At 69.3% G+C, this 24633-nt stretch carries 21 protein-coding genes and 1 pseudogene; 13 read left to right on the top strand and 9 right to left on the bottom strand.

What is annotated here, in order from left to right; translation table 11 throughout:
- Complete coding sequence (locus AB6807_RS27810; RefSeq protein WP_371087076.1) at window positions 1-1002, top strand: phosphate acetyltransferase; 1002 nt, start codon at window positions 1-3, stop codon at window positions 1000-1002.
- 31 nt (window positions 1003-1033) lie between these two features.
- Here the strand turns inward: AB6807_RS27810 and AB6807_RS27815 are convergent, their stop codons facing one another.
- Together AB6807_RS27815 and AB6807_RS27820 are read right to left on the bottom strand one after the other, a co-directional pair.
- Complete coding sequence (locus AB6807_RS27815) at window positions 1034-2518, bottom strand: NAD-dependent succinate-semialdehyde dehydrogenase (RefSeq protein WP_371087077.1); 1485 nt, start codon at window positions 2516-2518, stop codon at window positions 1034-1036.
- A 13-nt stretch (window positions 2519-2531) separates the two neighbouring features.
- Window positions 2532-3800, bottom strand: a complete 1269-nt coding sequence (locus AB6807_RS27820) for a 4-aminobutyrate--2-oxoglutarate transaminase (protein WP_371087078.1) — start codon at window positions 3798-3800, stop codon at window positions 2532-2534.
- Between the two features lie 138 nt (window positions 3801-3938).
- Here AB6807_RS27820 and AB6807_RS27825 point away from each other — a divergent pair, with 138 nt between their 5' ends.
- From AB6807_RS27825 to AB6807_RS27840, 4 genes are all read left to right on the top strand, one after another.
- Complete coding sequence (locus tag AB6807_RS27825; protein WP_371087079.1) at window positions 3939-5426, top strand: PLP-dependent aminotransferase family protein; 1488 nt, start codon at window positions 3939-3941, stop codon at window positions 5424-5426.
- A 36-nt stretch (window positions 5427-5462) separates the two neighbouring features.
- Window positions 5463-6059, top strand: coding sequence for a DNA-3-methyladenine glycosylase (locus AB6807_RS27830; RefSeq protein ID WP_371087080.1), 597 nt, complete (start codon window positions 5463-5465; stop codon window positions 6057-6059).
- Between the two features lie 337 nt (window positions 6060-6396).
- The gene (locus AB6807_RS27835; protein ID WP_371087081.1) at window positions 6397-6675 is read left to right on the top strand and encodes a hypothetical protein; all 279 of its coding nucleotides are present in this window, start codon (window positions 6397-6399) and stop codon (window positions 6673-6675) included.
- A gap of 174 nt (window positions 6676-6849) precedes the next feature.
- A complete protein-coding gene (locus AB6807_RS27840) occupies window positions 6850-7743 on the top strand; it encodes a DMT family transporter (RefSeq protein ID WP_371087082.1) in 894 nt (297 codons plus the stop codon).
- A gap of 48 nt (window positions 7744-7791) precedes the next feature.
- Here AB6807_RS27840 and AB6807_RS27845 read toward each other — a convergent pair whose 3' ends face one another.
- On the bottom strand, window positions 7792-8556 hold the full coding sequence (locus AB6807_RS27845) for an IclR family transcriptional regulator (RefSeq protein WP_286514161.1): 765 nt from the start codon (window positions 8554-8556) through the stop codon (window positions 7792-7794).
- Window positions 8557-8731: 175 nt separating this feature from the next.
- On the opposite strand from AB6807_RS27845, the gene AB6807_RS27850 reads away from it, so the two are divergent.
- Genes AB6807_RS27850 through AB6807_RS27860 form a run of 3 tightly spaced genes read left to right on the top strand, consistent with a single transcriptional unit; the run spans window position 8732 to window position 12683 of the window.
- The gene (locus AB6807_RS27850) at window positions 8732-9700 is read left to right on the top strand and encodes a tripartite tricarboxylate transporter substrate binding protein (protein ID WP_371087083.1); all 969 of its coding nucleotides are present in this window, start codon (window positions 8732-8734) and stop codon (window positions 9698-9700) included.
- 14 nt (window positions 9701-9714) lie between these two features.
- Window positions 9715-10548 carry an enoyl-CoA hydratase/isomerase family protein gene (locus tag AB6807_RS27855; RefSeq protein ID WP_371087084.1) on the top strand — a complete coding sequence of 278 codons (834 nt, stop codon included), beginning with the start codon at window positions 9715-9717 and terminating at the stop codon, window positions 10546-10548.
- Window positions 10545-12683 (top strand): acetate--CoA ligase family protein, encoded by a 2139-nt coding sequence (locus AB6807_RS27860; RefSeq protein WP_371087085.1) that lies wholly within the window; start codon window positions 10545-10547, stop codon window positions 12681-12683. The genes AB6807_RS27855 and AB6807_RS27860 overlap by 4 nt, the downstream gene beginning before the upstream one ends.
- Window positions 12684-12734: 51 nt before the next feature.
- Here the strand turns inward: AB6807_RS27860 and AB6807_RS27865 are convergent, their stop codons facing one another.
- A complete protein-coding gene (locus tag AB6807_RS27865; protein WP_371087086.1) occupies window positions 12735-13718 on the bottom strand; it encodes a D-2-hydroxyacid dehydrogenase family protein in 984 nt (327 codons plus the stop codon).
- A 17-nt stretch (window positions 13719-13735) separates the two neighbouring features.
- A complete protein-coding gene (locus AB6807_RS27870) occupies window positions 13736-14725 on the bottom strand; it encodes a Bug family tripartite tricarboxylate transporter substrate binding protein (protein ID WP_371087087.1) in 990 nt (329 codons plus the stop codon).
- A 290-nt stretch (window positions 14726-15015) separates the two neighbouring features.
- Between AB6807_RS27870 and AB6807_RS27875 the strand changes: the two genes are divergently transcribed.
- Window positions 15016-15327, top strand: coding sequence for a hypothetical protein (locus AB6807_RS27875; RefSeq protein WP_116909977.1), 312 nt, complete (start codon window positions 15016-15018; stop codon window positions 15325-15327).
- A 49-nt stretch (window positions 15328-15376) separates the two neighbouring features.
- Here AB6807_RS27875 and AB6807_RS27880 read toward each other — a convergent pair whose 3' ends face one another.
- From AB6807_RS27880 to AB6807_RS27890, 3 genes are all read right to left on the bottom strand, one after another.
- Entirely contained in the window at window positions 15377-15835 is a 459-nt protein-coding gene (locus AB6807_RS27880) for a RidA family protein (RefSeq protein ID WP_371087088.1), read from the bottom strand.
- A complete protein-coding gene (locus tag AB6807_RS27885; RefSeq protein ID WP_371087089.1) occupies window positions 15832-17538 on the bottom strand; it encodes a long-chain-fatty-acid--CoA ligase in 1707 nt (568 codons plus the stop codon). Before AB6807_RS27885 ends, AB6807_RS27880 begins: the two co-directional genes overlap by 4 nt.
- A gap of 74 nt (window positions 17539-17612) precedes the next feature.
- A complete protein-coding gene (locus tag AB6807_RS27890) occupies window positions 17613-18644 on the bottom strand; it encodes a 2-dehydropantoate 2-reductase (RefSeq protein WP_371087090.1) in 1032 nt (343 codons plus the stop codon).
- A 346-nt stretch (window positions 18645-18990) separates the two neighbouring features.
- Here AB6807_RS27890 and AB6807_RS27895 point away from each other — a divergent pair, with 346 nt between their 5' ends.
- Together AB6807_RS27895 and AB6807_RS27900 are read left to right on the top strand one after the other, a co-directional pair.
- Window positions 18991-20388, top strand: a complete 1398-nt coding sequence (locus AB6807_RS27895; RefSeq protein WP_371087091.1) for a M20/M25/M40 family metallo-hydrolase — start codon at window positions 18991-18993, stop codon at window positions 20386-20388.
- 29 nt (window positions 20389-20417) lie between these two features.
- Window positions 20418-21599: an aminotransferase class V-fold PLP-dependent enzyme gene (locus tag AB6807_RS27900; protein ID WP_371087092.1), complete on the top strand. Its 1182-nt coding sequence runs from the start codon at window positions 20418-20420 to the stop codon at window positions 21597-21599.
- A 9-nt stretch (window positions 21600-21608) separates the two neighbouring features.
- Here the strand turns inward: AB6807_RS27900 and AB6807_RS27905 are convergent, their stop codons facing one another.
- Window positions 21609-22556 (bottom strand): helix-turn-helix transcriptional regulator, encoded by a 948-nt coding sequence (locus AB6807_RS27905; RefSeq protein ID WP_371087093.1) that lies wholly within the window; start codon window positions 22554-22556, stop codon window positions 21609-21611.
- 80 nt (window positions 22557-22636) lie between these two features.
- Between AB6807_RS27905 and AB6807_RS27910 the strand changes: the two genes are divergently transcribed.
- On the top strand, window positions 22637-23473 hold the full coding sequence (locus AB6807_RS27910) for a transporter substrate-binding domain-containing protein (protein WP_371087094.1): 837 nt from the start codon (window positions 22637-22639) through the stop codon (window positions 23471-23473).
- A 3-nt stretch (window positions 23474-23476) separates the two neighbouring features.
- Window positions 23477-24610, top strand: a pseudogene (locus AB6807_RS27915) (acyl-CoA dehydrogenase family protein); the annotation flags it as partial.
- Window positions 24611-24633: the final 23 nt, after the last annotated feature.

Genomic DNA, 24633 nt, shown 5'->3' on the forward strand with positions numbered 1-24633 from the left:
ATGGCGTCTTCACCTGCTGCCGCACAACCCCATGCCCAAGGTCAGGCTCACCCGCAAGCTCACCCCCAAGCTCACCCGCACTACGACCGCCTCATCGCCACGGCCCGCGCGCTGCCGCCGCTGCGCGTGGCCGTCGTGCACCCGGTGAACGACGTGTCGCTGGAGGCGGTGCTCTCTTCCGTGCGGCTGGGCCTGATCGCGCCGGTGCTCATCGGCCCGCGCGAGCGCATCGAGGCGGCGGCGGCGTCCATTGGCGCGGACCTGTCGGCCTTCGACATCGTCGATGCGCCGCACAGCCATGCCGCGGCCGACGCGGCCGTGGCCATGGCCCTGCGCGGCGAGGTAGATGCGCTGATGAAGGGCAGCCTGCACACCGACGAGCTCATGGGCGCGGTGGTGCGCCGCGAAGGCGGGCTGCGCACCTCGCGCCGCATCAGCCATTGCTTCGTGATGGACGTGCCGGGCCACTCGCAGCCGCTGATCATTTCCGACGCGGCGATCAACATCGCGCCCACGCTCGAGGAAAAGGTCGACATCGTGCAGAACGCGATCGACCTCGCGCACGCGCTGCAGATGCCCAACGTGCGCGTGGCGTTGCTGTCGGCCACCGAGACGGTGAACGCCAAGGTGCCGTCCACGCTCGATGCCGCCGTGTTGTGCAAGATGGCCGACCGCGGCCAGATCACCGGGGCGCAGCTCGACGGCCCGCTGGCCATGGACAACGCCATCGACCCCGAGGCCGCGCGCATCAAGGGCATCGTGTCGCCGGTGGCGGGGCGTGCCAACGTGCTGATCGTGCCCGACCTGGACGCGGGCAACATGCTCGCGAAGAGCCTGACCTTCCTGGGCGGCGCCTATGCGGCAGGCATCGTGCTGGGCACCAAGGTGCCCGTGATCCTCACGAGCCGCGCCGATTCCGAACCGGCACGGCTCGCCTCGTGCGCCGTGGCCTCGATGCTCGCGAAGGCGGGGCGCGAGCGCCTCATCAAGGCCGTGGGCTGAAGCCGAAGCGCTTGCGGCCCCGGTTCTTTCCTCAGTCCTGCAGGCAGAGGTACTTCAGCTCCAGATAGTCCTCGATGCCGTGGCGCGAGCCTTCGCGCCCGAGCCCCGACTGCTTCACGCCGCCGAAGGGCGCGACCTCGTTGGAAATCAGGCCGGTGTTGATGCCGACCATGCCCGTTTCAAGCTGCTCGCCCACGCGCCAGATGCGGCGGCGGTCTTCGGTGAACACATAGGCCGCCAGACCGAACACCGTGTCGTTCGCCATGGCGATGGCTTCTTCTTCCGTGTCGAAGCGAAACAGCGGCGCCAGCGGGCCGAAGGTTTCCTCGCGCGCCACGCGCATCTGCTGCGTGACGCCGGTGAGCACGGTCGGCTCGAAGAAGGTGCCGCCCATCGCATGCGGCTTGCCGCCGGTGCGCAGCTGCGCACCCTGCGTGAGCGCGTCGTCGATGTGCTCGCGCACCTTGGCGACCGCGCGCGAGTCGATGAGCGGGCCTTGCACCACGCCGGCTTCCAGCCCGTTGCCCACGCGCATCGCTTCCACCGCCTGCACCAGCCGCTGCGACAGCGCCTCGTAGATGCCCGACTGCACGTAGATGCGGTTCGCGCACACGCAGGTCTGCCCCGCGTTGCGGAACTTGGAAGCAACGATGCCTTCCACCGCGCGCTCCAGGTCCGCGTCGTCGAACACGATGAGCGGCGCGTTGCCGCCGAGCTCCAGCGACAGCTTCTTGATGGTGGGCGCGCACTGCTGCATCAGCAGGCGGCCCACGCCGGTGGAGCCGGTGAAGCTGAGCTTGCGCACGGTGTCGCTCTCGCACAGCGCGGCGCCGATGGCCGGTGCGTCGCCGGTCACGATCTGCAGCACGCCCGGCGGCAGGCCGGCCTCCAGCCCCAGCACGCCCAGCGCGAAGGCGCTCAGCGGCGTGAGCTCGGCCGGCTTCACGACGATGGTGCAGCCCGCGGCCAGCGCGGGGCCGACCTTGCGCGTGATCATCGCGGCCGGAAAATTCCACGGCGTGATGGCCGCGCACACACCGATGGGCTGCTTGAGCACCACGATGCGCTGGCCGCCGCGCTGCGGCTGCAGCACCTCGCCATCGACGCGCTTGGCCTCTTCGGCAAACCATTCGATGAAGGAGGCGGCATAGGCGATTTCGCCGCGCGCTTCGGCCAGCGGCTTGCCCTGCTCCAGCGTCATGAGGCGGCCCAGGTCGTCCTGGTGCGCGAGCATCAGGTCGGCCCAGCGGCGCAGCACCTGGGCGCGCTCGCGGGCGGTGCGGGCGCGCCAGGCGGGCAGCGCGGCGGCGGCGCCGGCAATGGCGCGCTCGGTTTCGGCGCGGCCCATGCGGGGCACGTCGGCAATGTGCCGGCCAGTGGCGGGGTCGGTCACGGCGAGCGTGGCGCCGTTGTCGGCGGCGGTCCATTCGCCATCGATGAGGCAGGCGGGCTGCAGCAGGTCGGGGCGCTTAAGGCCCAGGGGGTTGGTGGCGTGGATGTTGTTGGCGTTGGTCATGCGCGTATTTCCATCAAGCCTGCAGCGCGTTGTCGATGATGCCCAGCGCGCGTTCGAACAGCGCGTCGGGAATGGTCAGCGGGTACAGGAAGCGGATCACGTTGCCGTACATGCCGCAGCTCAGCAGCAGCAGGCCCTGCTCCATCGCCTTGGCCTGCACGCGCTTCACGGCCTCGGCGTCGGGCGCGCCGGTGGCGGGGTCCCACAGCTCGATGGCGACCATCGAGCCCTGCGCGCGCACTTCGGCGATGGCCTTGTTCGATTCCTTCGCGTCGAGCAGGCGCGACACCAGCCGCGAGCCCAGTTCGGCGGCGCGGTCGCACAGCTTTTCTTCCACGATCACGTCGAGCACCGCATGCGCCGATGCCACGGCCAGCGGGTTGGCCGCGTAGGTGCCGCCCAGGCCGCCCGGCGCGGGCGCGTCCATGATGGCCGCGCGCCCCGCCACCGCCGACAGCGGCATGCCGCCCGCCAGGCTCTTGGCCATGGTGACCAGGTCGGGCTCCACGCCGTGGTGCTGCATGGAAAACAGCTTGCCCGTGCGCGCGAAGCCGCTTTGCACCTCGTCGGCGATCAGCACGATGCCGTGCGCATCGCACAGCGCGCGCAGGCCCTGCAGCAGCTCGGTGGGCGCGACGTTGAAACCGCCCTCGCCCTGCACCGGCTCGATGACGATCGCGGCCACGCGCTGCGGGTCGATGTCGGTCTTGAACAGGCGCGCCAGCGCGGCCAGCGAATCGGCCGCGCTCACGCCATGCAGCGCGCTGGGGAACGGCACGTGGAACACGTCGGCCGGGAACGGGCCGAAGCCCAGCTTGTAGGGCGCGACCTTGCCCGTCATGGCCAGCGTCATGAGCGTGCGGCCGTGAAAGCCGCCGCCGAAGGCCACCACGCCGGCGCGGCCGGTGTGGGCGCGCGCGATCTTCACGGCGTTTTCGAGCGCCTCGGCGCCGGTGGTGAAGAAGGCGGTCTTCACCGGGCCCGAGATGGGCACCAGCGCGTTCAGCCGCTCGGCCAGCGCAATGGCGCTTTCGTAGGGAACGATCTGGTAGGCCGTGTGCGTGAAGCGGGCCAGCTGCGCCTCGATGGCGGCGACCAGCTTCGGGTGGCGGTGGCCGGTGTTGAGCACCGCGATGCCGGCGGCAAAGTCGATGTACTCGCGGCCTTCCACGTCCCACAGGCTCGCGTTCTCGGCGCGCTGGGCATGAAAGTCGCACATCACGCCCACACCGCGCGGGGTGGCGGCGAGGCGGCGGTTCTTGAGTTCGCTGTTGGTGGTCATGGAGGCTCGCTGGAAAGAGAAGGAAGGACGGAAAGAAAGAAGGATGGAGATCGCTCGAAAGATCTGATTGAATCCGGCATTGGCCCCATCGAAAAGATCCGCTTTCGCTCAAATGCATGGGGCCATTTGAAAACCTGCATGAAATCCATCTGTGCCGACCTTGTGCTGCAACGCCTCGCCCCCGATGCCGGGGCCGCGCTGAACCGCCAGCTGTACGACTGCCTGCGCGAGGCCATCCTCGACGGCAGCCTGCCGCCTTCGAGCCCCCTGCCCGCCTCGCGCGACCTGGCGCGCGAAATTGCCATGTCGCGCAACACCGTGCTGCACGCCTATGCGCAGCTGCAGGCCGAGGGCTATGTGCATTCGCGCGTGGGCAGCGGCACCTTCGTGGCCGCGACCACGCCCGAGAGCCAGCTGAGCGCGGGCCGCGCGCGCGCCGCCGCCCCCGAGGCGCCCGCCGCCGTGCGGCTGGCCAGGCGCGCACAGGCGCTGGTGGCCGACGCGGCGGCGGCGCCGCGCCAGTGGGGCGCCTTCATGCCCGGCGTGCCCGACGTGACGCAGTTTCCGCACCGCACCTTCGGGCGCATCGTGTCGCGGCTGTGGCGCGCGCCCACGCCCGACCTGCTCACCTATTCGCACGGCGGCGGCCACCCGGCGCTGCGCGAGGCCATTGCCGAGCACCTGCGCGTGGCGCGCGCGGTGCGCTGCAACGCCGACCAGGTGCTGGTGACCGAGGGCGTGCACCAGGCCATCGACCTGTCGCTGCGCATGCTGGCCGACCCGCGCGACACCGTGTGGGTGGAAGAGCCCGGCTACTGGGGCTTTCACAAGGTGCTGCAGATGGACGGCACGCGCGTGCGCGCGCTGAAGGTCGAAACTGGCGACGACAGCCCCGAGGCCGGATGGCCGCGCGGCGGCACGCCGCCGCGCCTGATCTTCGTGACGCCTTCGCACCAGTACCCGTTGGGCTCGGTGATGAGCCTGGCGCGCCGCCGCGCGCTGCTCGACCATGCGCGCGCCTCGGGCGGCTGGATCTTCGAGGACGACTACGACAGCGAATTCCGCTTCGCGGGCCGGCCGATTCCGTCGATGCAGGGGCTGGAGCCTGACAGCCCCGTGATCTACGTCGGCACCTTCAGCAAGACGCTGTTCCCCGGCCTGCGCGTGGGCTACATGGTGCTGCCGCGCGCGCTGGCCGCGCCCTTTCGCACGGCGCACGCCGACCTGTACCGCGAAGGCCATGCGCTCACGCAGGTGGCGCTGGCCGAGCTGATCGACCAGGGCCACTACGCCGCGCACATCCGCCGCATGCGGGTGCTGTACGCGCGGCGGCGCGCGCTGCTGGCCGGGCTCATCGCCACGCACCTGGGGCCGGCGTACCTGCACCCGCAGGCGAGCAACGCCGGGCTGCACCTGGTGCTGCAGCTGCCCGAGGGCTGCGACGACGTGGCCGTCTCGCAAGACGCGGAAGCCCACGGCGTGCTCACGCGCCCGCTGTCGCGCTACTACCGGCGCAAGAGCGCGCAGCGCGGGCTGCTGCTGGGGTACGCGTGCGTGCAAGAGGCGGACATCGAACCCGCGTTCGAGGTGCTGCTGGGTTGCCTGAAACGTGCACGGGCTGCTTGAACCATGGCACGGCCACCAAGGCTACGATCGACGCGCATGCCCTCCCGCACCTTGCCCTCTGTTGTTGCATCCCTCGGCTTCGAAGGCCCCGCGCAAGAAGTGGCGCGCCGTTTGATCGGCGTGACCGTGCTGGTCGACGGCGTGGGCGGGCGCATCGTCGAGACGGAGGCGTACGACAGCACCGAGCCCGCGGCGCATGGGTTCATCGGGCTGCGGCCGCACAACGCGGCGCTGTTCGGGCCGCCGGGGCATGCCTACGTGTATCGGTCGTACGGCATTCACTGGTGCCTGAACTTCGTGTGCCGCGAGGTCGGCCATGGCGCTGGGGTGCTGATACGCGCGCTGGAGCCCACGCATGGCATCGAGCGCATGCAGGAGCGGCGCGGGCTTGAAGACCTGCGGTTGCTGTGCGCGGGGCCGGGCCGTGTCGGCCAGGCGCTGGGCATCGACCGCGGCTTCGACGGCATGGCGCTGAACGCGCCGCCGTTCGAGCTGCTGGCGCCGGCGGGCAACCAGGCGTTGCCTGAACTCGAGGTGGGGCCGCGCATCGGCATCACGAAAGCGATCGAGCTGCCGTGGCGTTTCGGCGAGAAGGGCTCGCGCTATTTGAGCAAACCGTTCCGTCGCGCTTGATCGCGCGCACTGCCTGCGCGAAAGACCCTGCACTGCACATCGCGGAAGCTGTATTTGTTGGCGCTTGTCGCGACTTCGTGCAGCAACAAGGCGCTTGCGGCGAGGGGCTCTGCTCTTAAAGTGAATGCCCCGGCAACTCATCGACCCGACAAGGGAACCAGAAAGGCGCAACACACACAGCACTGAAAAATTCTTGAAGGCTGCTTGCCTCGCGGCAGGTTGTCGGTGCGAAAGCACCGATGCAGAAGCGAGGTATCAAAAGGCGACGGCCGGGGTGCTAGAACACCCCGACCGTCTAACCAAAGAAGTGCACAAACCTCAAAAGGACCGCACAAAAATGGCTACCAAGACTATAGCCCGGCCACCCACGCCCGGCGTTTCCGAAGACAGCGCCCAAGACACACCAGCTCCGGCGGATCTTCTGGAAAACACACTCTCTCAACTCGAAGCGCTCCTGTGGGTCTGCCACGGCGAAGACATCGACTGGTGCGGCCGCAGCGGGCCGCAGCAGCTGGACAACCTGCTTTGGCTCGCGGCCGACTTGGCGCGCAAGGCCGGAGAGCTGTTTCAGTTGAGCGAGAAGGCGCGACACAAGGCGCCTGAGACCGGCAGCTGACCGCTGGTCTGACGGGCTGCGAATTTCGCGGCCCGTCTTTGAAAAAATCACATGAAACGACAGATGCATCCGTGCGCCCGCACGGCATGGTCGGCCACCACGTGCAGCGCCTATGCTTGGCGCTCAAGAACAAGGCCCCTCCCCGGCCACCGCCTGAAGACAAGACCCTCCCCGATGCAATCGACCGGAACCCTGCGCGGCATCGCCGCGATGCTGTTGGCCTGCGCCTTCTTCGCGTGCATGGACGCGCTGCTCAAGACCCTGGCCGGCCACTACCCGCCGGTGCAGGTGATGGCGCTGCGCGGCCTCACCGCGCTGCCCCTGGTGGGCCTGTACATCGCCTGGCGGCGCGAGGCCGCCGGCGTTTTCAACCGCAAGCTGCGCTGGCGGCTGCACCTGCTGCGCACCGTGCTGAACATGTCGATGCTGGTGCTCTTCGTCTACGGCCTGAAAACACTCGGGCTGGCCGAGGCCTACACGCTCACCTTCATCGCCCCGCTGCTGATGGTGCTCATCGCCGTGCCGCTGCTCGGCGAGGCGGTGCAGCCGCGGCACTGGGTCGCGATCGGGCTGGGCTTTGTCGGCGTGGTGATCGCGCTGCGGCCCGAGCAGGGCGCGTTCCTGTCGATGGGCGCGCTGGCGGTGCTGGTGGCCGCGGTTTGCTATGCGCTGTCGAACATGCTGGGGCGGCTCATCAGCCGCACCGAGCCGAGCGCCGCGCTGGTCTTCTGGACGACCGCCGGCATGGCGCTGGGCGGCACCGTGCTGGCGGTGCCGCAGTGGGTGCCCATTCAGGCCGAACACACGTGGGTGCTCGCGGGCCTGGCCATCAGCGGCTTCCTGGGCCAGATGGCCATCGCCGAAGCGTTCCGCCACGGGCAGGCCGCGGCCATCGCGCCGTTCGAGTACAGCGCGCTCGCGTGGGGGTTGATGCTCGACTGGTTGTTCTGGCACGCCGCGCCCGATGCGTGGACGCTGGGCGGCGGGGCGCTGATCGTGGCGAGCGGGCTGTGGCTCGCGCGCAGCGAGGCGCCGAAGGCTGAGGAAAAAAAGGGCCAGGCGGCGTGAGGTCTGGAGACGATGCCGCGCGGTGCATGCGCAAAAGCGAATGCGCAATCAGCCTGCAGCCGGGCCCCGCGCGTCCACGGCGCGGGTGATCTTGCGGCTCAGCGCCAATAACGGCGCGTGCAGCTCCGCGGCCACGTCGGCCGGCAGCTCCGTGGACGACACGCTCACGTTCAGCACGTAGCCCCACTCGGCGTCCAGCTTCAGCGGCGTGGCAAGCGCCACCACCTCCGGCTGCCATGAGGCAGCGCACCAGCCGCGCTGCCCGACGCTGTCGATGGCCTTCTCGATCTCGCTGCGCAGCCGGGGCCAGTCGCTTCTTCGCGCAGCGAAGTCCGCGAACAGCAGTTCGCGCACGTCGGCTGGCGCCACGGCCAGCCAGGCGCGCCCCAACGAGGTCAGCTCGATGGGCACGCGCTGCCCGCTCACCACGTTGCGCAGCGACGCACGGCGGTTGTAGCGAATCGATTCCAGGTAGACCATGTCGGACCGGTCAGCCACCGCCAACCCGACGTTGATGCGCAGCTTTTCGGCCAGCGCGCGCATCAGCGGTGCGGCCGCCTGCAGCACGACGGAGCCGGTGCGCATCGCGTGCGCCAGGCTCAGCACCGGCGCGGCCAGGCGATAGGCGCGCGCGCTTCGGTCGTGCGCCAGCATGCCGGCCGCCACCAGCGTTTGCGTGAGGCGGCTCACGGTCGCGGGCGAGAGCCCGGTGCGCTCCGCGATTTCGCCGTTGCCCAGCAGGGCGGAACCCGGCCGGAAGGCGCGAAGGATCTCGATGCCGCGTTCGAGCGAACGATTGAGCGTGCTTGCCATCCTGTCTCCTTGTCTTCATTGGCGCGAAGCGCCGGCCATTTCCATTGGGTGGAATTGGCCGGGTGCGCGGGCGGAGTATGCGACCTAAGCTGAAGGCTCGCTTCATCCGTGCCTTTCCCTGCCTTTCCCCTGCCTTCATTCCCGCATTCCGCCCCAACAAAAGAGAGACATCCGCATGCCGGCCTTCACACCGTTTCGCGCGCTCGCCCTGTCGTTCACCGTGCTGGCACCGCCCGCGGCATGGGCGGCCTTTCCCGACAAGCCGCTGCACATCGTCGTGCCCTTCGCGCCCGGCGGCGGCACCGACGCCATCACCCGTTCGCTTGGCGTCGGCATGTCCCAGGCGCTCGGGCAGCCCGTCATCGTGGACAACAAGCCCGGCGCGGGCACCATCATCGGCAGCGAGTTCGTCGCCAAGAGCGCGCCCGACGGCTACACGCTGGTCATGGCAACGTTCGCGCACGCGGTCAACCCGGGCCTGCAGCCGAAGATGCCCTACGACACCGACAAGGCCTTCGCGCCGGTCGCGTTGATCGGCGTGTCGCCCAACGTGCTGGTGGTGCGCGCCGAGAGCCCCTACAAGACGGTCGCCGAGCTCGTTGCAGCGGCCAAGGCAACGCCGGGCAAGCTGACCTTCGCGTCGCAGGGCAACGGCACCTCGGCGCACCTGGCGGGCGAGCTCTTCAAGAACCTCGCGAAGGTCGAGCTCACCCACATTCCCTACCGCGGCGCGGGCCCGGCCATGACCGACCTGCTGGGCGGCCAGGTCGACATGATGTTCGCCACCGCCTCGGCGGTGCGCCCCTTCGTCGACAGCGGCAAGATGCGCGCGCTCGGCGTGACCACCGCGCGCCGCTCCCCCGCCTACGCCAGCGTGCCGACACTCGCCGAGGCCGGCGTGCCGGGCTATGCGGCCGAGAGCTGGTACGGCCTCTACGTGGCGGCCAAGACGCCCAAGGACGTGATCGACCGGCTCAATGCCGCGGTCAAGAAGGCCGTGAAGGCGCCCGCCTTCGCCAAGCAGACCGACGCGGAAGGCCTCGCCGTCGACGTCGGCGCGCCCGAGCAGCTCGACACCTACGTGCGCGCCGAGGAAGTGCGCTGGCGCAAGGTCGTCAAGGACAACCACATCACCACAGACTGAGGAGCACCCATCCCATGAACACCCCACTGGACACCCCGCTCGACACCCAGGACGCGGCGCCGTCGCTGATCGAGCTGCGCGTCGACGCAGGCATCGCGACCCTGACACTGAACCGCCCCGACAAGCGCAACGCCATCACCGACGGCATGCGCAGCGACTTCATCGTGGCGCTCGAGAAGATCGGCGCCGACAGCGCGGTGCGCGCGCTGGTGCTGACCGGCGCCGGCAAGGGCTTCTGCGCCGGCGGCGACGTGGCCGGCATGCAGCGGCGCATGGACGCGCCCGCGGGCGAGGTCGGCTTCAACGGCTGGAGCCGCCAGCAGCGCGTGCACCACTCGGTGTCGCTGCTGCACACGATGCCCAAGCCGGTCGTCGCGGCGGTCAACGGCGGCGCCAACGGGCTGGGCGCCGACATGGCGATGGCCTGCGATTTCGTGCTGGCCGCCGACACGGCCAGCTTCGCGTGGAGCTACATCAAGCGCGGGCTCATTCCGGACGGCGGCGGCATGTACTTCCTGCCGCGGCGCGTGGGGCTCTCGCGCGCGAAAGAACTGATCTTCACCGGCCGCAAGGTGGAGCCCGACGAAGCGCTGAGGCTCGGCATTGCCGACCGCGTGACCAGCGCGCAGAACCTGCTCGCCGACGCGCACGCGTGGGCCACCGAGCTGTCGCAAGGCTCGGCGGCGGCGATCGCGCTGGGCAAGTCCATCCTCAACCAGAGCTTCGAGTCGCCGGCCGAGCAGGTGTTCGCCAAGGGCAGCCAGGCACAGGGCATCTGCTACACCACGCAGCAGCATCGCGATGCGGTGCTGGCGTTCTTGAACGCGGGCAAGGAGAAGGCGGCATGAGCGCCCTCTTGCCTGATGTGCCCGGCGTGCCTGACGTGCCTGACAACGCGATCGCCCGGCTCATGAAGCCGCGCAGCGTCGCCGTGATCGGCGCTTCGGCCGATCCAACGAAGACCGCCGGCCGCCCGGTCGCCTACCTCACGAAGCACGGCTTCGGCGGCGCCATCTATCCGGTCAATCCGCGCGCCGACGTGATCGGCGGTCTGAAGAGCTACCCCGACGTGCAGTTGCTGCCCGAGGCGCCCGATGTCGGCATCGTGCTGCTGGGTGCCGAGCGCGCGCACGAGGCGGTGCGCGACCTGGCCGCGCGCGGCACGGCGGCCGCCATCGTGCTGGCCAGCGGCTACACCGAAGTGGGTGCGGAAGGCGCGCGGCGCCAGCAGCAGCTGCTGGAGGCCGCGGGCGGCATGCGCATCCTGGGGCCCAACACCATCGGGCTGGTCAACCTCACGGACCGCATCACGCTGTCGGCCACGGGCGCGCTGGAGCTGGAAGATTTCGAGGCCGGCAGCATCGGCGTGGTGTCGCAGAGCGGCGGCATCCTCGGCGCGCTGCTGTCGCGCGCGGCGGCACGCGGCATCGGCTTGTCGAAGCTGGTCTCCACGAGCAACGAGGCCGACCTGGACATGGCCGACTTCATCGACCACCTCGCCGACGACGACGCGACCTCGGTCATCGCGCTCTACATGGAAGGCGTGCGCAACCCCGCGAAGTTCAAGGCCGCGGCGCTCAAGGCGGCGCGCAAGGGCAAGCCGGTCGTCGTGTTCAAGGTGGGCCGCTCCGAATCGGGCGCGGCGGCGGCGGTGTCGCACACCGGCGCACTGGCCGGTGCGGACCGCATGTACGACGCGCTGTTCCGCGAGGTCGGCGTCATTCGCGCGCAGGCGTTTTCCGACCTGCTCGACCTGCCGGCCGCCTTGGTCACCGGCCGGCGCCTGGCGGGCCGGCGCGTGGCGGTGCTCACATCGACCGGCGGCGCCGGCACGCTGGTGGCGGACAGCCTGGGCACCGCCGGTTTCGAAACCCCGGCGCCCGACGAGGCGACGGCGGCCGCGCTGCGGGCGCTGCAGTCCGGCGACCACGCGGTGCTCGACCGCAACCCCATCGACGTCACGCTGGCGGGCCTGCAGCCGGCGCTGCTGCGCGGCGCGATCACCTCGCTGCTGGCGAGCCCGAGCTACGACGCGGTGGTGGTCATCGTCGGCTCCTCCGGGCTGGCCATGCCCGACCTGATGGCCAGCGCCATCCACGACAGCCTGCCGGGCAGCGACAAGCCGCTGATGGTGTTCGTGAGCCCGCATGCGCCGGGCATTGCGAGCCTGCTGAACCGGCGCGGCGTGCCCGCCTTCATGGCGCCCGAGAGCTGCACGAGCGCGCTCGCGGCGATGCTTCAAACGACGCAGTGGAAAGAGCCTGCGGCACGGGGCGGCGATGCGGCGGCCACCGTTCGCACCGACGACCTTCGCGATGGATCGCTGAACGAAGCCGAGGCGAAGAAGCTGTTCGCGCGCTTCGGCGTGCCCTGCGTGCGCGAGCGCATCGTCGGCAATGCCGAAGAAGCGACCGCGGCAGCGCGCGAGCTGGGCGCGGGCCAGGTCGTGCTGAAGATCCTGTCGTCCGAGATCACGCACAAGAGCGACGTGGGCGGCGTGGCGGTCGGCATCGCGCAGGAGCATGTCGGCGAACGGCTGGAGCGCATGGCCGCCGAGGTGAACGAGCGCGCCGGCACGCGGCCGACCCGGTTCCTGGTGCAGGAAATGGTGGAAGGCGGCGTGGAGCTCATCCTCGGCTGCCATCGCGATCCGCTGGGCTCGGCCGTGCTGCTGGGCATGGGCGGCGTGACGGCCGAACTGCTCAAGGACACCGCGCTGCGCATGGTGCCGCCCGGCGGGCTGGACCGCGACGAGGCGTTGTCGCTGGTGCGCGAGTTGCGGACATGGCCGCTGCTGGACGGCTTTCGCGGGCGCAAGCCGGCCGATGTCGATGCGCTGGTGTCGGCCATCGTGGCGTTCTCGCGAATGATCGACGCGCTGGGCGAACGGCTGGTCGAGGCGGAAATCAACCCGGTGTTCGTGCTGCCCAGGGGAGAAGGCGTGCGCGCGGCGGACGGCGTGGCCGTGCTCGCGCGCGGGTGACAAAGAAGACGCCGCCGGCGTCTTCGCTTCGAGCCTGCGCCGCCCGGCCGGTCAGGCCCTGCGGCGCGAGGCCTCCAGCGCCTCGGGATTGACGACGTCGACGAGCCGCCCTTCGGCGAACGCGTTGACGTTGTCGAAGGCAATGCCGAAATAGCGCTCGTAGTTGTCCTTCTCGACATACCCGATGTGCGGCGTGCACAGCACGTTGGGCAGCGCGAGCAGCGGATGGTCGCGCGACATCACCGGCTCCTGCTCGTAGACATCGACCGCCGCGAACCCGGGACGGCCCGCGCGCAACGCCTGTTCGAGCGCGCCCTCGGCGACCAGCTCGGCGCGGCTGGTGTTCACCAGCAGCGCCGTGCGCTTCATGCGGGCGAGGTCGCCGGGCGTGACCAGCCCGCGGGTGTCCGCCGTGAGCCGCACGTGCAGGCTGATCACGTCGCTCTCGGCGAAGAAGGCTTCGCGCGACGGTGCCACCTCGAACCCGTCGGCGCGCGCCGCGTCGGTCGATGCCTCGCGGCCCCACACCCACACCTTCATGCCGAACACGCGGCCGTAGGCGGCCACCTGCCGGCCGATGCGGCCGTAGCTCCAGACGCCCAGGCGCTGGCCGCCGAGCTGCTGGCCGAGGTGCCCTTGCCAAAGCCCCTGGCGCATGCGGTTGGCCTCGTCGACCAGGTGCCGGCGGCTCGCCAGCGCAAGGGCCCAGCTCAGCTCCGCCGTGGCCGAACCCGCGCCGCTGCCTTCGGCCACGAGCACGCCCTGCGCGGTGCAGGCGGCCAGGTCGACATGGCCCGCGAGCTTGCCGGTCTGGCTGATCAACCTGAGCCTGGGCAGCCGGGCGAGCAGCGCGGCGTCGATGCGCGTGCGCTCGCGTGTCAGCACGATGGCGTCGGCATCGGCGAAGCGCTCGGCCAGCGCGTCGGTGCCCTCGACCGTGTCGTTGAAGATGCGCGTGTCGTGGGCGTCGAGCTTTGAGAAGCAGTCGAGGCCGCGCACGCAGTCCTGGTAGTCGTCGGGGATGGCGATGCGCATGGGCGGGTGCTCGTTTGTCATTGCAGGGTGATGTGGAGTTCGTCGACCGTGCGCTTCCACATCGCCAGGTCGCTGCGGACCAGCGCGGTGAACTGCTCGGGCGGCATGCCGCCGGGGGCGATGCCCTGGGCCTTGAAGAGATCGCGCACTTCCTTCGTCTCGAGCGCGCGCTTGACTTCGGCGTACAGGCGCCGCGTCACGTCCGCCGGCGTGCCGGCCTTGAGCAGCAGGCCGTACCAGCCGTGCACTTCGAAACCCGGGTAGCCCTGCTCGGCCACGGTCTTCACCTCGGGCAGCCCGTCGAAGCGCTGGGCCGTCGCGACCGCGAGCGCGCGCAGCTTGCCGGCCTGGATGAACGGCAGCGCGCTGCTCATGTCGAGGAACATGAACTGGATCTGCCCGCCCAGCAGGTCCTGCACCGCGGGGCCCGCGCCGCGGTAGGGCACGTGCGTCGTGCGAATGCCGGCACGCTGCGCGAAGAGCGCCGCGCCCAGGTGCGCGGAGGTGCCGTTGCCGGAGGAGCCGTAAGACAGGCCTTCGGGCCTCGCCTTCGCGCTGGCGACGAGCGCCTGCAGGTCGGCCGCGGGAAAGTCGGTGCGCACCACCACCGCGTGGGGCACGAAACCCACCACCGTCAGCGGCGCGAAATCGCGCAGCGTGTCGAAGGGATAGCCGGGCATCAACGCCGGATTGGTGACCGCCAGGATCGACGGAAAAACCAGCGTGTAGCCGTCGGCCGGCTGGTGCTTGACCTCGCTCATGCCGATGACGCCGCCACCACCGGGCTTGTTGTCGATGATCACGGGCTGGCCCAGGTGGGTCGACATGATCTTGCCGATCGCGCGCGCCATGAGGTCGGTGGGGCCGCCCGGGGAAAACGGCACCACGATGCGGATCTGCTTGCTGGGAAAGGTGTCGGCCCACGCACGCGGTGCCATGGCCATGAGTGCGAGCGCGCCTCCCATGGTGTTGAAGCGGCGCCGAGATGCGGCGGTGTCGTGGCTCATTCATGTCTCCTTCGGGGGGTGCGCGTTGCCTGAAGCGACAACTTTCTTGGGGCGCAATGGGCCAGCTTAGGCCGCGGGATGCCTTGGCGCATCCCGCCCATTCCACTGGCTGGAATTGCACGGTTCCGTGAGCGCCGCGCTGGTGGCGTGCCCTGAAAACTCGCTGGCGCACACCACTCGCAAGAGTTGATACCAAGGTGTAAGTCGAATTGACTCACCCAAACGGCGGGCAGCTAATGCCCTCCGGTCGCTCATTTCGCCCGACCTGCAACACCCACGAGGAGACACACATGTCCGCTGCTGTCGTTCAATACGTGTTCAAGCCGAACCCCGGAATCAACGTGCAAGAGCTCATCGCGTTGATCAAGGAGGCCGCCGATCTGTGGAGAAAGCACGGCGCGGATGTCAGCCTGTGGAACGTGCAGGTCGGAGAAATCGGCAACATGACCTTCGTCGCGCGCGCCGAGTCGGCGGCGAAGATGGGAGCGACCGTCGATGCGTTGAACGAAGACCAGACCTTCGTCGCGTGGCGCGCCAAGAACATGAAGGCCGGCCTCGCGACGTGGGTGCGCAGCAACCAGGCTTACGAAATTCCGATCTGACGCAGCGCGAACGGAGCGCGGAAGCGTCGCGGTATCGACGCGCCCGCTCTCAGCCGATCTCCGCGATCAGCTCTATTTCCACGCAGGCACCCATCGGGATCTGCGCCACGCCGAAGGCGCTGCGCGCATGCGCGCCCTTCTCAGGGCCGAACACCTCGGCGAAGAATTCGCTGGCGCCGTTGGTCACCAGGTGCTGTTCGGTGAAGGTGCCGACCGAGTTCACCAGGCTCATGACCTTCACGATGCGCTTGACCTTGTTCAGGTCGCCCACGGCCGCGTGCAGCGTGCCCAGCAGGTCGATGGCGATGGCGCGTGCGGCCTGCTTGCCTTCGTCGGTCGTGATGTTGGCGCCGAGCTGGCCGGCCCAGACCTTGCCGTCCTTCTTCGCGATGTGGCCCGACAGGAACACGAGGTTGCCGGTCTGCACGAAGGGCACGTAGGCCGCGGCGGGCACCGAGACCGAAGGCAGCGCGATGCCGAGGCTGGAGAGTGTGTCGTAGATGCTCATGAAGGCTCCTGCAAGGGGGGTGTGGAAGAAGAATCTATGGGGGCCGACTGCGCGGCTTCGGCCTCTTGCAGCGCGCGCCAGTTCACCTTGCCGGTCGCCGACTTGGGCAGCTGCGTCACGAAGCTGATGAGGCGCGGGCTCTTGTAGACCGCCATCTGCAGGCGGCACCATTGCACCAGCTGGTCTTCGCTCAGTTGGCCCTCGAAGCCCGGCCGCAGCACGACCAGCGCCTTCACCGTTTCGCCTCGCCGGGCGTCGCCGGACGCGATGACGCACGCCTCCTGGATGGCCGGGTGCTGATAGAGCAGGCTCTCGACCTCCGCGGGCCACACCTTGAAGCCCGACGCGTTGATCATGCGTTTGAGCCGGTCCGCGAACACGAAGAACCCCTGCGCATCGGTCGAGGCCAGGTCGCCGGTGCGAAAGAAGCGCTTTGCCCCGATGCGGATGAACGAGGCCTCGTCGGCCTCGGGGCTGTTCCAGTACCCGAGCATCAGCTGCGGCGCATGGACCACGATTTCGCCCACGGCACCGGGCGCCATCTGTTCTAGCGTCTGCGGATCGACAACGCGCGCATCCACGTCGAACAGCGGAATGCCCAGGCATTGCAGCCTGTCGCCGCCCGGCGGGCACAGGTGCGTGGCGCCCATGGTTTCCGACAGGCCGTAGCCCTCGGCATAGCCGATGCCGAGCCGCTCGGACATCGCCCGCGCCACGGCCGAGGGCATCGAGGCGCCGCCACCGCCTACATGGCGCAGGCTGGAGAAGTCGTAGCTGTCGAGCTTCGGGTTCGCCATGAAGTCGATGGCCATGGTGCTGATGAGGCCGAGGCTGGTCACGCCGTGGCGCGCGATGCTCTCGGCCGCCGCGTCGCGGTCCCAGCGCGGCAGCACGACCACGGTGGACCCCACGTACAGCGGCCCGTTGAGGCCGCTCTGCATGCCGGTGACATGGAACATCGGCAGCACCGACAGCGTGACGCTCGCGGCCGTGGTGCCGAACCACGTCGATGCGGTCACGGCGTTGACCATGGTCGTGCGGTGCGTGTGCATGCAGCCCTTGGGCCGGCCCGTGGTGCCCGAGGTGTAGGGCAGCACGGCCAGGTCGTCGGGGCCGGCGCGCAAGGGGCCGGGCACGCAACACCGGGCGAGCACGTCCGTCCACGCCACCGCCGCCGGGTGGTCCACCGGCTCGCGCGGTGCGCGCACGAAGTCCGGTACCTTCAGGTCGGTGGGCTGCGCCAGGTAGTCGCTGTAGGTCGCGACGACCACGTGGTGGAGCTCGCCTCCGAGCAGCGGGCGAATGCGTTCGAACAGGTCTTGCGCAGCAAAGGCCACGAGGGCGCCGCTGTCCCTGGCCTGGTGCGCGAGCTCGGCCGTCACGTTCATCGGGTTGACCGGCACCACGACCGCGTCGGCGCGCAGGATGGCGTAGAACGCGAGCATGAACTGCGGGCTGTTCTGCATGTAGAGCAGCACGCGGTCGCCCCTGCGCACGCCGCACTCGCGCTGCAGGTAGCCGGCGATCTTCTCGGTCTCGTCCTTGAAGCGCTGGAACGAAAGCGGCGAATCGTAGAAGAGCACGAAGGGGCGCTCGCCATAGCGCAGCGCGGAAACCTCGACGTTGCGGTAGAGGTGGGTCTGCGGAAGCGGCAGGCTGCGCGGTGCGTGCGCCGGCCAGGCGTCGGAAGAAGGGGCGGGCATGAGGTGGGTGGAGTGCGGTGATTGCGGTGATTGCGCAGGGCGACGTAAAGACGGGGCGGTCGCTGCGCGCCCTGTCAGGCGTGCAGCGAAGGGCAACGGGACGCGAGCCGCTCTGCAAGGCTGTGCGCCTCGATGTGGCGATCGCCCCCGCGCTCCGCGGCATGCACCAGCGTGCAGAGCATGTCGTTGGCGGGCGCCTCGCGGTGCTGGCTGCGCGCGAGCCGCACGACGGCGCCGTTCAGTTCTTCCACTTCGGTCAGGCGCCCCGCCTCCAGGTCTTCCCACATCGACGAGCGGGCGCGGGCATCGATGCTGGCCAGCGCCCCGCCGGCCTGCGCGAACGCGTCGTCCGCCAGGCGCAGCAGCGCGGGCAGCCGTTCGGGTGGCACATCGCCAAGCTGCGCGGGCCGGATGCCGGCCACCGCCAGCGCTGCCAGCGCCTCCTCGATCGACGCGGCGAGCACCAGCCGGTAGCCGCGCTCCTGCAACTGCGTGCGCAGCGGCTTGCCCGACAGGGCGTTGACGGCATTGTTCAGGTTGAGCAGCAGCTTGCCCCACTGGACCTCGCGAAACTCCGCGCTCGGGCGCAGCGGCAGGTGCGCCGACCTGAACACCTGCAACCATGGTTGCCAGCGCGGATGCGCCTCCACCACGATGTCGCCCGCCGTGCCCCGGTGCAGGCGGCCGTCGGGCAGCTGCACCACGTTGAACGGCACCATGGCCCCCAGCACCACGTTGTCGGGCAAGCGGCTGCGCAGCAGCGAGACGTTCTCGATGCCGTTCTGGAAGCTCACGACCAACGCGCTTCGCGGTGCGAGATGAAAGATCTGCCCGGCCGCTTCGGTGGTGTCCGCGCTCTTCACCGCCACGATCACCAGGTCGGCCGCGCACAGCGACTGCGCCGTTTCCGAAAAGCGCACCATCGCGCCGGGCACGCGGGCCTCCCAGCCGCGCGCGCCCGACATCACCAGCCCATGGCATTCGATGCGACCGCGCATGGCGGCACGGCCGATGAGGCTCACGTCGGCCAGCGCGGCAATCAGGCTTCCGCCGACAAAGGCGCCGATGGAGCCGGCGCCGAACACGACGATGTTTTTTCTTTGCATGGCGGTTGGTTCTTTCGAGCGAAATTCTGCGGGGCCGGTGCGGCGGCGTCGTTCGGTTTCTTGCGAGCGCGGGCGCAATTCATCGCAAACGTGCGATGGCCACGGCGGGCAGGTTCATGGAAGAAACCGGGCCTTCGCGCAGGAATAGGAAAGACACGCGCAAGGCAGCTTCGAACAATGGCAGGAGCACTTTCTTGACCCCTCATCCGTTCGAAGGATCGCCGTGAAATTTCCGCGCATCGCCACGCACCTTGCTTCCTTGCCCGCCTTCTCGCTCCCCTTCTCGCTTGCCTTTTCGCTCGGCATTTCGCTCGCCCTGCCAGGGCCCGCTGTGGCCCAACCGACGATGCCCGTCACCGCCCCGAACGCAGAAGGCGCGAGGACGGTGGCGCTGCTCCAGCAACTGATTCGCTTCGACACCTCGAACCCGACGGGCGACACCGCCGCGCTCGCGGCCTTCTTGCGCACGCAGTTCGAGCCTCTGGGCGTGCAGACCGACGTCATCGTGGCGCCGAACGGCAAGGCGGTTCACTTCATCGCGCGCCTGAAGGGCGACGGCTCGAAGAAGCCGGTGCTGCTGGCCGCGCATGCCGACGTGGTGCCCGTGGAACGCGACAAGTGGAGCGTGGAGCCCTTCGCCGGCATCGAGAAAGACGGCTTCGTCTACGGCCGCGGCGCCATGGACTTCAAGGGCGGCATGGCCGTGTTCGCGCGTGCCGTCATGCGCCTGGCCGAACAGAAGGTGCCGCTCGCGCGCGACGTCATCTTCCTGGCCGAGGCCGACGAGGAAGAAGGCCAGTACAACACCAGCTGGCTCGCCAAGGACCACTGGGACAAGATGGACGCAGAGTTCGCGCTCAACGAGGGCGGCTACATCCTGCAGGGCGCCGACGGCGCGGTGCGGCAGGTGAACGTCACGACCGTGGAGAAGACGTCGGTGGTGCTGCGCCTGCGCACCAACGGCCCGGTCGGCCACGCATCGCGGCCGCTGCCGTCGAACGAAACCGCCAACGGCAAGCTCATCGCCGCGCTGGAAAAGCTGTCGGTCCACGAGCCCGGCATTCGGCTCATTCCGCAGACGCGCGGCTACCTCGAAGCCTTGGCACGGCAGAACCCGGGGCCCACCGCCAACGCGGTCCGCAAGATTTTCGCGGTTGCCGACGGTCGCACCCAGGCCCTGGGCGAACGCGAGCTGATGGCCGCGCAGCCGGCCAACGCACCGCTGCTGCGCGCGCTGATGCACAACACCATGGCCATCACGATGATCAAGTCGGGGCAGGCCGCGAACGTGATTCCCGGGCAGGCCGAGGCCATCATCAATGCGCGCCTGCTGCCGGGCGCCACCACCGACCAGCTGATCGACGAAGTCAGGCGCGTGGTGGGCGACGACGCGGTGAACGTCGACTTCGCCACGCCGGTGTCGCAGGAGGCCACGCGCAAGTACTACCAGGCGAAGTCGAACATTCCGGAGTCGTCGACGGACACCGAGCTGTACCGGGCCCTGCGCACCCAGGCAGCGGCCGTGTGGCCGCAGGCACAGGTGGTTCCGGTGCTGTTCGAGGCGGGCACCGACGCGGTGGCGTGGCGCGAGCGCGGCGTGCCCGTGTACGGCATCTACCCCTACCCGCTCGATGCCGACATCCTGAAGGGCATGCACGGCCACGACGAGCGCATTGCGGTGCGCTCGCTGTACGAAGGCACGGACTGGGTCTACCGCGTGCTGCTCGACGTGGCGAAGAAGTGAGCCGCATGCCCATGCCTATGTTCACCCCCATGCCCACCTTTTTCGACCTCGATAAATTGCGCCTGGACACGCCCGGCGTCACCCACCGCAATCACCTCAACAACGCCGGCGCGGGCCTGCTGGCGCGCCCCGTGCTCGAGAAGATGGTGGCCTACCTGCGGCGCGAGGCCGACATCGGCGGCTACGAGGCAGCCTACGAAGCGTCGGGCGAACTCGCCGCGGTGTACGACAGCGTGGCGCGCCTGGTGGGCGCGTCGCCTTCGGAAATTGCGCTGACCGAGAACGCGACGGTGGCGTGGCAGATGGCGTTCTACGCACTGCGCTTCAAGCCGGGCGACCGCATCCTGACGGCCCGGGCCGAGTACGCCGCCAACTACGTGGCCTTCCTGCAGGTCGCGCAGCGCACCGGCGCGGTGATCGACGTGATTCCGGACGACGCGCAGGGCGTGCTGGACCCGGCTGCGCTCCAACGCATGATCGACGGCCGCGTGCGCCTGATCGCCATCACATGGATGCCGACCAACAGCGGCCTGGTCAACCCGGCCGAACAGGTCGGCAAGATTGCGCGCGCGCACGGCATTCCCTACCTGCTGGACGCCTGCCAGGCCGTGGGGCAGACGCCGGTCGATGTCGAGCGCCTGGGCTGCGACATGCTCTCGGCCACCGGCCGCAAGTTCTTGCGCGGGCCGCGGGGCACCGGCTTCCTGTACGTGCGCAAGTCGCTGTTGCCCGACCTGGAGCCGCCGATGATCGACCACTTCGGCGCGGTGTGGGTCGCACCCGATCGCTACGAGCTTCGCCCCGATGCGCGCCGCTTCGAGACCTGGGAAAACAACTACGCCGCGCGCCTGGGCCTGGGCGCCGCGGTCGACTACGCGCTGGCCGTCGGGCTGGGCGAGGCCGAACGGCGCTGTCGGCAGCTGGCGTCGGCGTTGCGCGACATGCTGCGCGACGTGCCGGGCGTCGCGCTGCACGACCCCGGCGCCGAGCTGTCGGCCATCGTGTCGTTCTCCGTGCAGGGGCGCGACGCGGCAGCGGTCAACCTGCAGCTGTTGAACGCGGGCATCAACGTGAGCCATTCCAAACCGTCGAGCGCCTTGCTCGACCACCTGGCCCGGCAACTACCGACGGTGTTGCGCGCCTCGCCGCATTACTACAACACGCCGCAGGAGCTCGAAGCCCTGGCCGCCGCGCTGCGCGCCCTTCGTTGACCGGGGCGGTCAGCGCTGGCGGGCCCGCCATTGCAGGGGCGACTGGCCCATGTGCCGCTTGAACTGCGTCGAGAAGTGGCTCGACGAGCCGAAGCCGCAGGCCAGCGCGATGTCCAGGATGCTCTTGCCGCCCTTGTCTGCTCCATCGCCGTTCTTTCCTTTCTCCGTCTTCTCGCTGGCTGCCCACAGCAGCCGGCAAGCGGCCTGCACGCGCGCGTTCAGGATGTACTGGTGCGGCGACTTTCCCGTGGCATCGCGAAACACGCGGCAGAAGTGAAACGGGCTCATGCCCGCGATGGCGGCCAGCTCGGCAAGAAGCAAGGGCGTGGCCAGGTGCGCGTCGATGTGGCGCTGCACCGCGACGACCGGATCGGGTGCGCCGCAAGGTTGCGCGGGCGGGTGCACCTGGCGCGCGATGCGTGCGAGCAAGGCCTTGGCCAGGAACTCGGTCTCGGCGGCCCCGTCGGGACTTCCCTCGCCGAGGTCAGCCAGCAAGGCCTGCGCGAGCGAGAGCAGCGCGCTGTTCGGCAGGATGGCCTGGTGCGCGAGCGCGAACTCCCCATGCCGGATGCCACGCTCCACACAGCACGCCGCCAGCAACTCCAGCGAGATGACGAACACCACCAGCCGCGCCGGCGGCGGTGCCCTGCCCGCCTCGCGCACATGCGTCGAGCGGTGGCACAGCGCCAGGTCGGGCGGCGTGATCAACAGGCCGTTGCGGTCGCAGAACAGCACGCCGTTCGTGCCACGGCCGATGGTCTCGGTCTTGAACGCCGGGCCGATGTTGAAGCTGATGCGCAGGCAGTCGGAACGCGCCACGGTGTAGTCGGGTCCGTTCACATGAAGGATGGACAGCCGCACATGCGGCGAGGCCGAAGGCACCCGGTGCGCGGCATCGAACATTGCAGGCAGCGCGTTCATCGCGCGACCCCCGCGCACGATTGTGAAAGCGCGCACCGGCCGCAGCAGGATCGCGGAAGACGGCACGGCAGATGAATCGAACAATTCATTTTCCAATTCCTCACTTGAAGTTCCCCATGAAATTCATGCAACTGCTTCGCGCCTTCGGCGCAATGGCCGCGGTGCTCAGCAGCGCCGCGCCCCTCCTGGCCCATGCGGACAAGCTCGACGACGTGCTCAAGCGCGGCTACCTCATCGTGGGCACCACGAGCGCCACGCCGCCCTTCGGCTGGAAGGACGAGAAGGGTGAGCTGCGCGGCTTCGACGTGGACCTGAGCCGGCTCATTGCCAAGGCGCTGTTCGGCGACCCGAACAAGATCAAGTTCGAGCTGGTGAGCAACGACACGCGCTGGCCCGCGCTGCAGAACGACCAGGTCGACATGCTTGCGCACTCGGCCACCATCACGCCGTCGCGGCTGGTGCGCGTGGGCTTCACGCCGCGCTACTTCGACACCGGCATCACGGTGGTCATCAAGAGCGACTCGAAGATCAAGACGCTGGCCGACCTGAACAACCCGGCCGTGACCATTGCGACGCTGACGGTTCCCGAGCAGATCGACCTGGTCAAGCGCATGGCGCCCAAGGCCACGGTGTCGAGCTTCGGCTCGGTCGACCAGCAGTCGCTGGCGCTGCGCTCGGGCCGCGTGCAGGCGCTGTTCGTCGACCTGCCCATCGGCATGTGGTACGCGGCTACCAACCCCGACCTGAAGGTGGTGCCCGAGGTGTATGGCGGCTACCAGAACTACGGGCTGGCCTACAAGCTCGGCGAGCTGCGCTGGAAGCAGTTTCTCGACGGCTTCGTCACCGACCTGACCACGGGCTACTCGTACATCGAGTACTCGGCCATCTACAAGAAGTACTTCAAGATGGACCCGCCGCCCCAGCGCAGCTACAAGATCCCGGGTGCGGCCTGATTCATGAGCGCCATCGAAGAATTCGACCGGTCGCTCGCACCGGCTGAACGAGAGTTTCAGGCGCGCGTGGCCGCCTTCACGGCCGCGCGCACCACGCAGATTGCGAGCGCTTCGCGCGCGCAGATCTGGATGGGCGACCTGCTGCGCGATGCATGCCGGCAAGGGCTGGGCGGCATCGAGGTGCCGGTGGCGCTGGGCGGGCTGGGGCTGGGCTTTGGCGCGCGCATTCGCGCCGCCATGGCGCTGGCAAAGGCGGACTTCTCGCTGGCCTTCGCGTTCATCAACCACCACAGCGCCGCGCTGCGCATTGCGCTGAGCGGCTCCGGCGCCGCGCGCGAGGCGTGGCTGGCGGGGTTGCTGGGCGGCGACCTGATCGGCTGCACCGCCATGTCGGAGGGCGGCGCGGGCAGCGACTTTGCGGCCATACGCACCACCGCGCGCAAGGTCAACGGCGGCTGGGTGCTCGACGGCGAAAAGCGCTGGGTGGCGAACGTGCGCGGCTGCGAAATTGCGCTGGTGTTCGCGCAGACCGATCGACTGGCCGGCACGGCGGGCATCGCCTGCTTCATCGTCGACCTGCGCCAGGCGGGTTGCACCCGCCTGCCCGAAGACCCGGTGCACGGCCTTGCGCCGGCGGGCATCGGCGGCTTCGCGCTGCATGAATACCGCGTGCGCGACAGCGACATGCTGTACGCGCCCGGCCAAGGCTTTCGCATGGCGATGGCCGGCGTCAACAAGGCGCGCACGCACGTGGCGGCCATGGCGTGCGGCCTGCTCTCCACCGCCCTGCACGACGCCGTGGCCTATGCCTCGTCGCGCATGGCATTCGGCCGGCCGGTGCTCGAGCAGCAGGGGTTGCGCTGGAACCTGGTCGATGTGAGCCTGACGCTGGAGAACATGGAACTGCTCACGCTGCGGGCCACGCGCCTCGCGGACGACGAAGGCACGGCGGCCGTGGTCGCGGCTGCCATGGCCAAGAAGTTTGCCGGCGAGCAATGCCTGGCCGGCGTTGCGGCCTGCATCCAGTCGATGGGCGCCGCGGGCATGGGCGAGCCGCGGGGGCTGGTGTCGAAGCTGGTCGCCGCCAAGGCGCTCTGCATGGCGGACGGCACGACGGAAATGATGAACGAGCGCATTGGCGCGTCGCTGGGCGCGCGGCA

Source organism: Variovorax sp. RCC_210 (assembly GCF_041355175.1).
In the GTDB taxonomy this organism is placed as follows: domain Bacteria; phylum Pseudomonadota; class Gammaproteobacteria; order Burkholderiales; family Burkholderiaceae_C; genus Variovorax.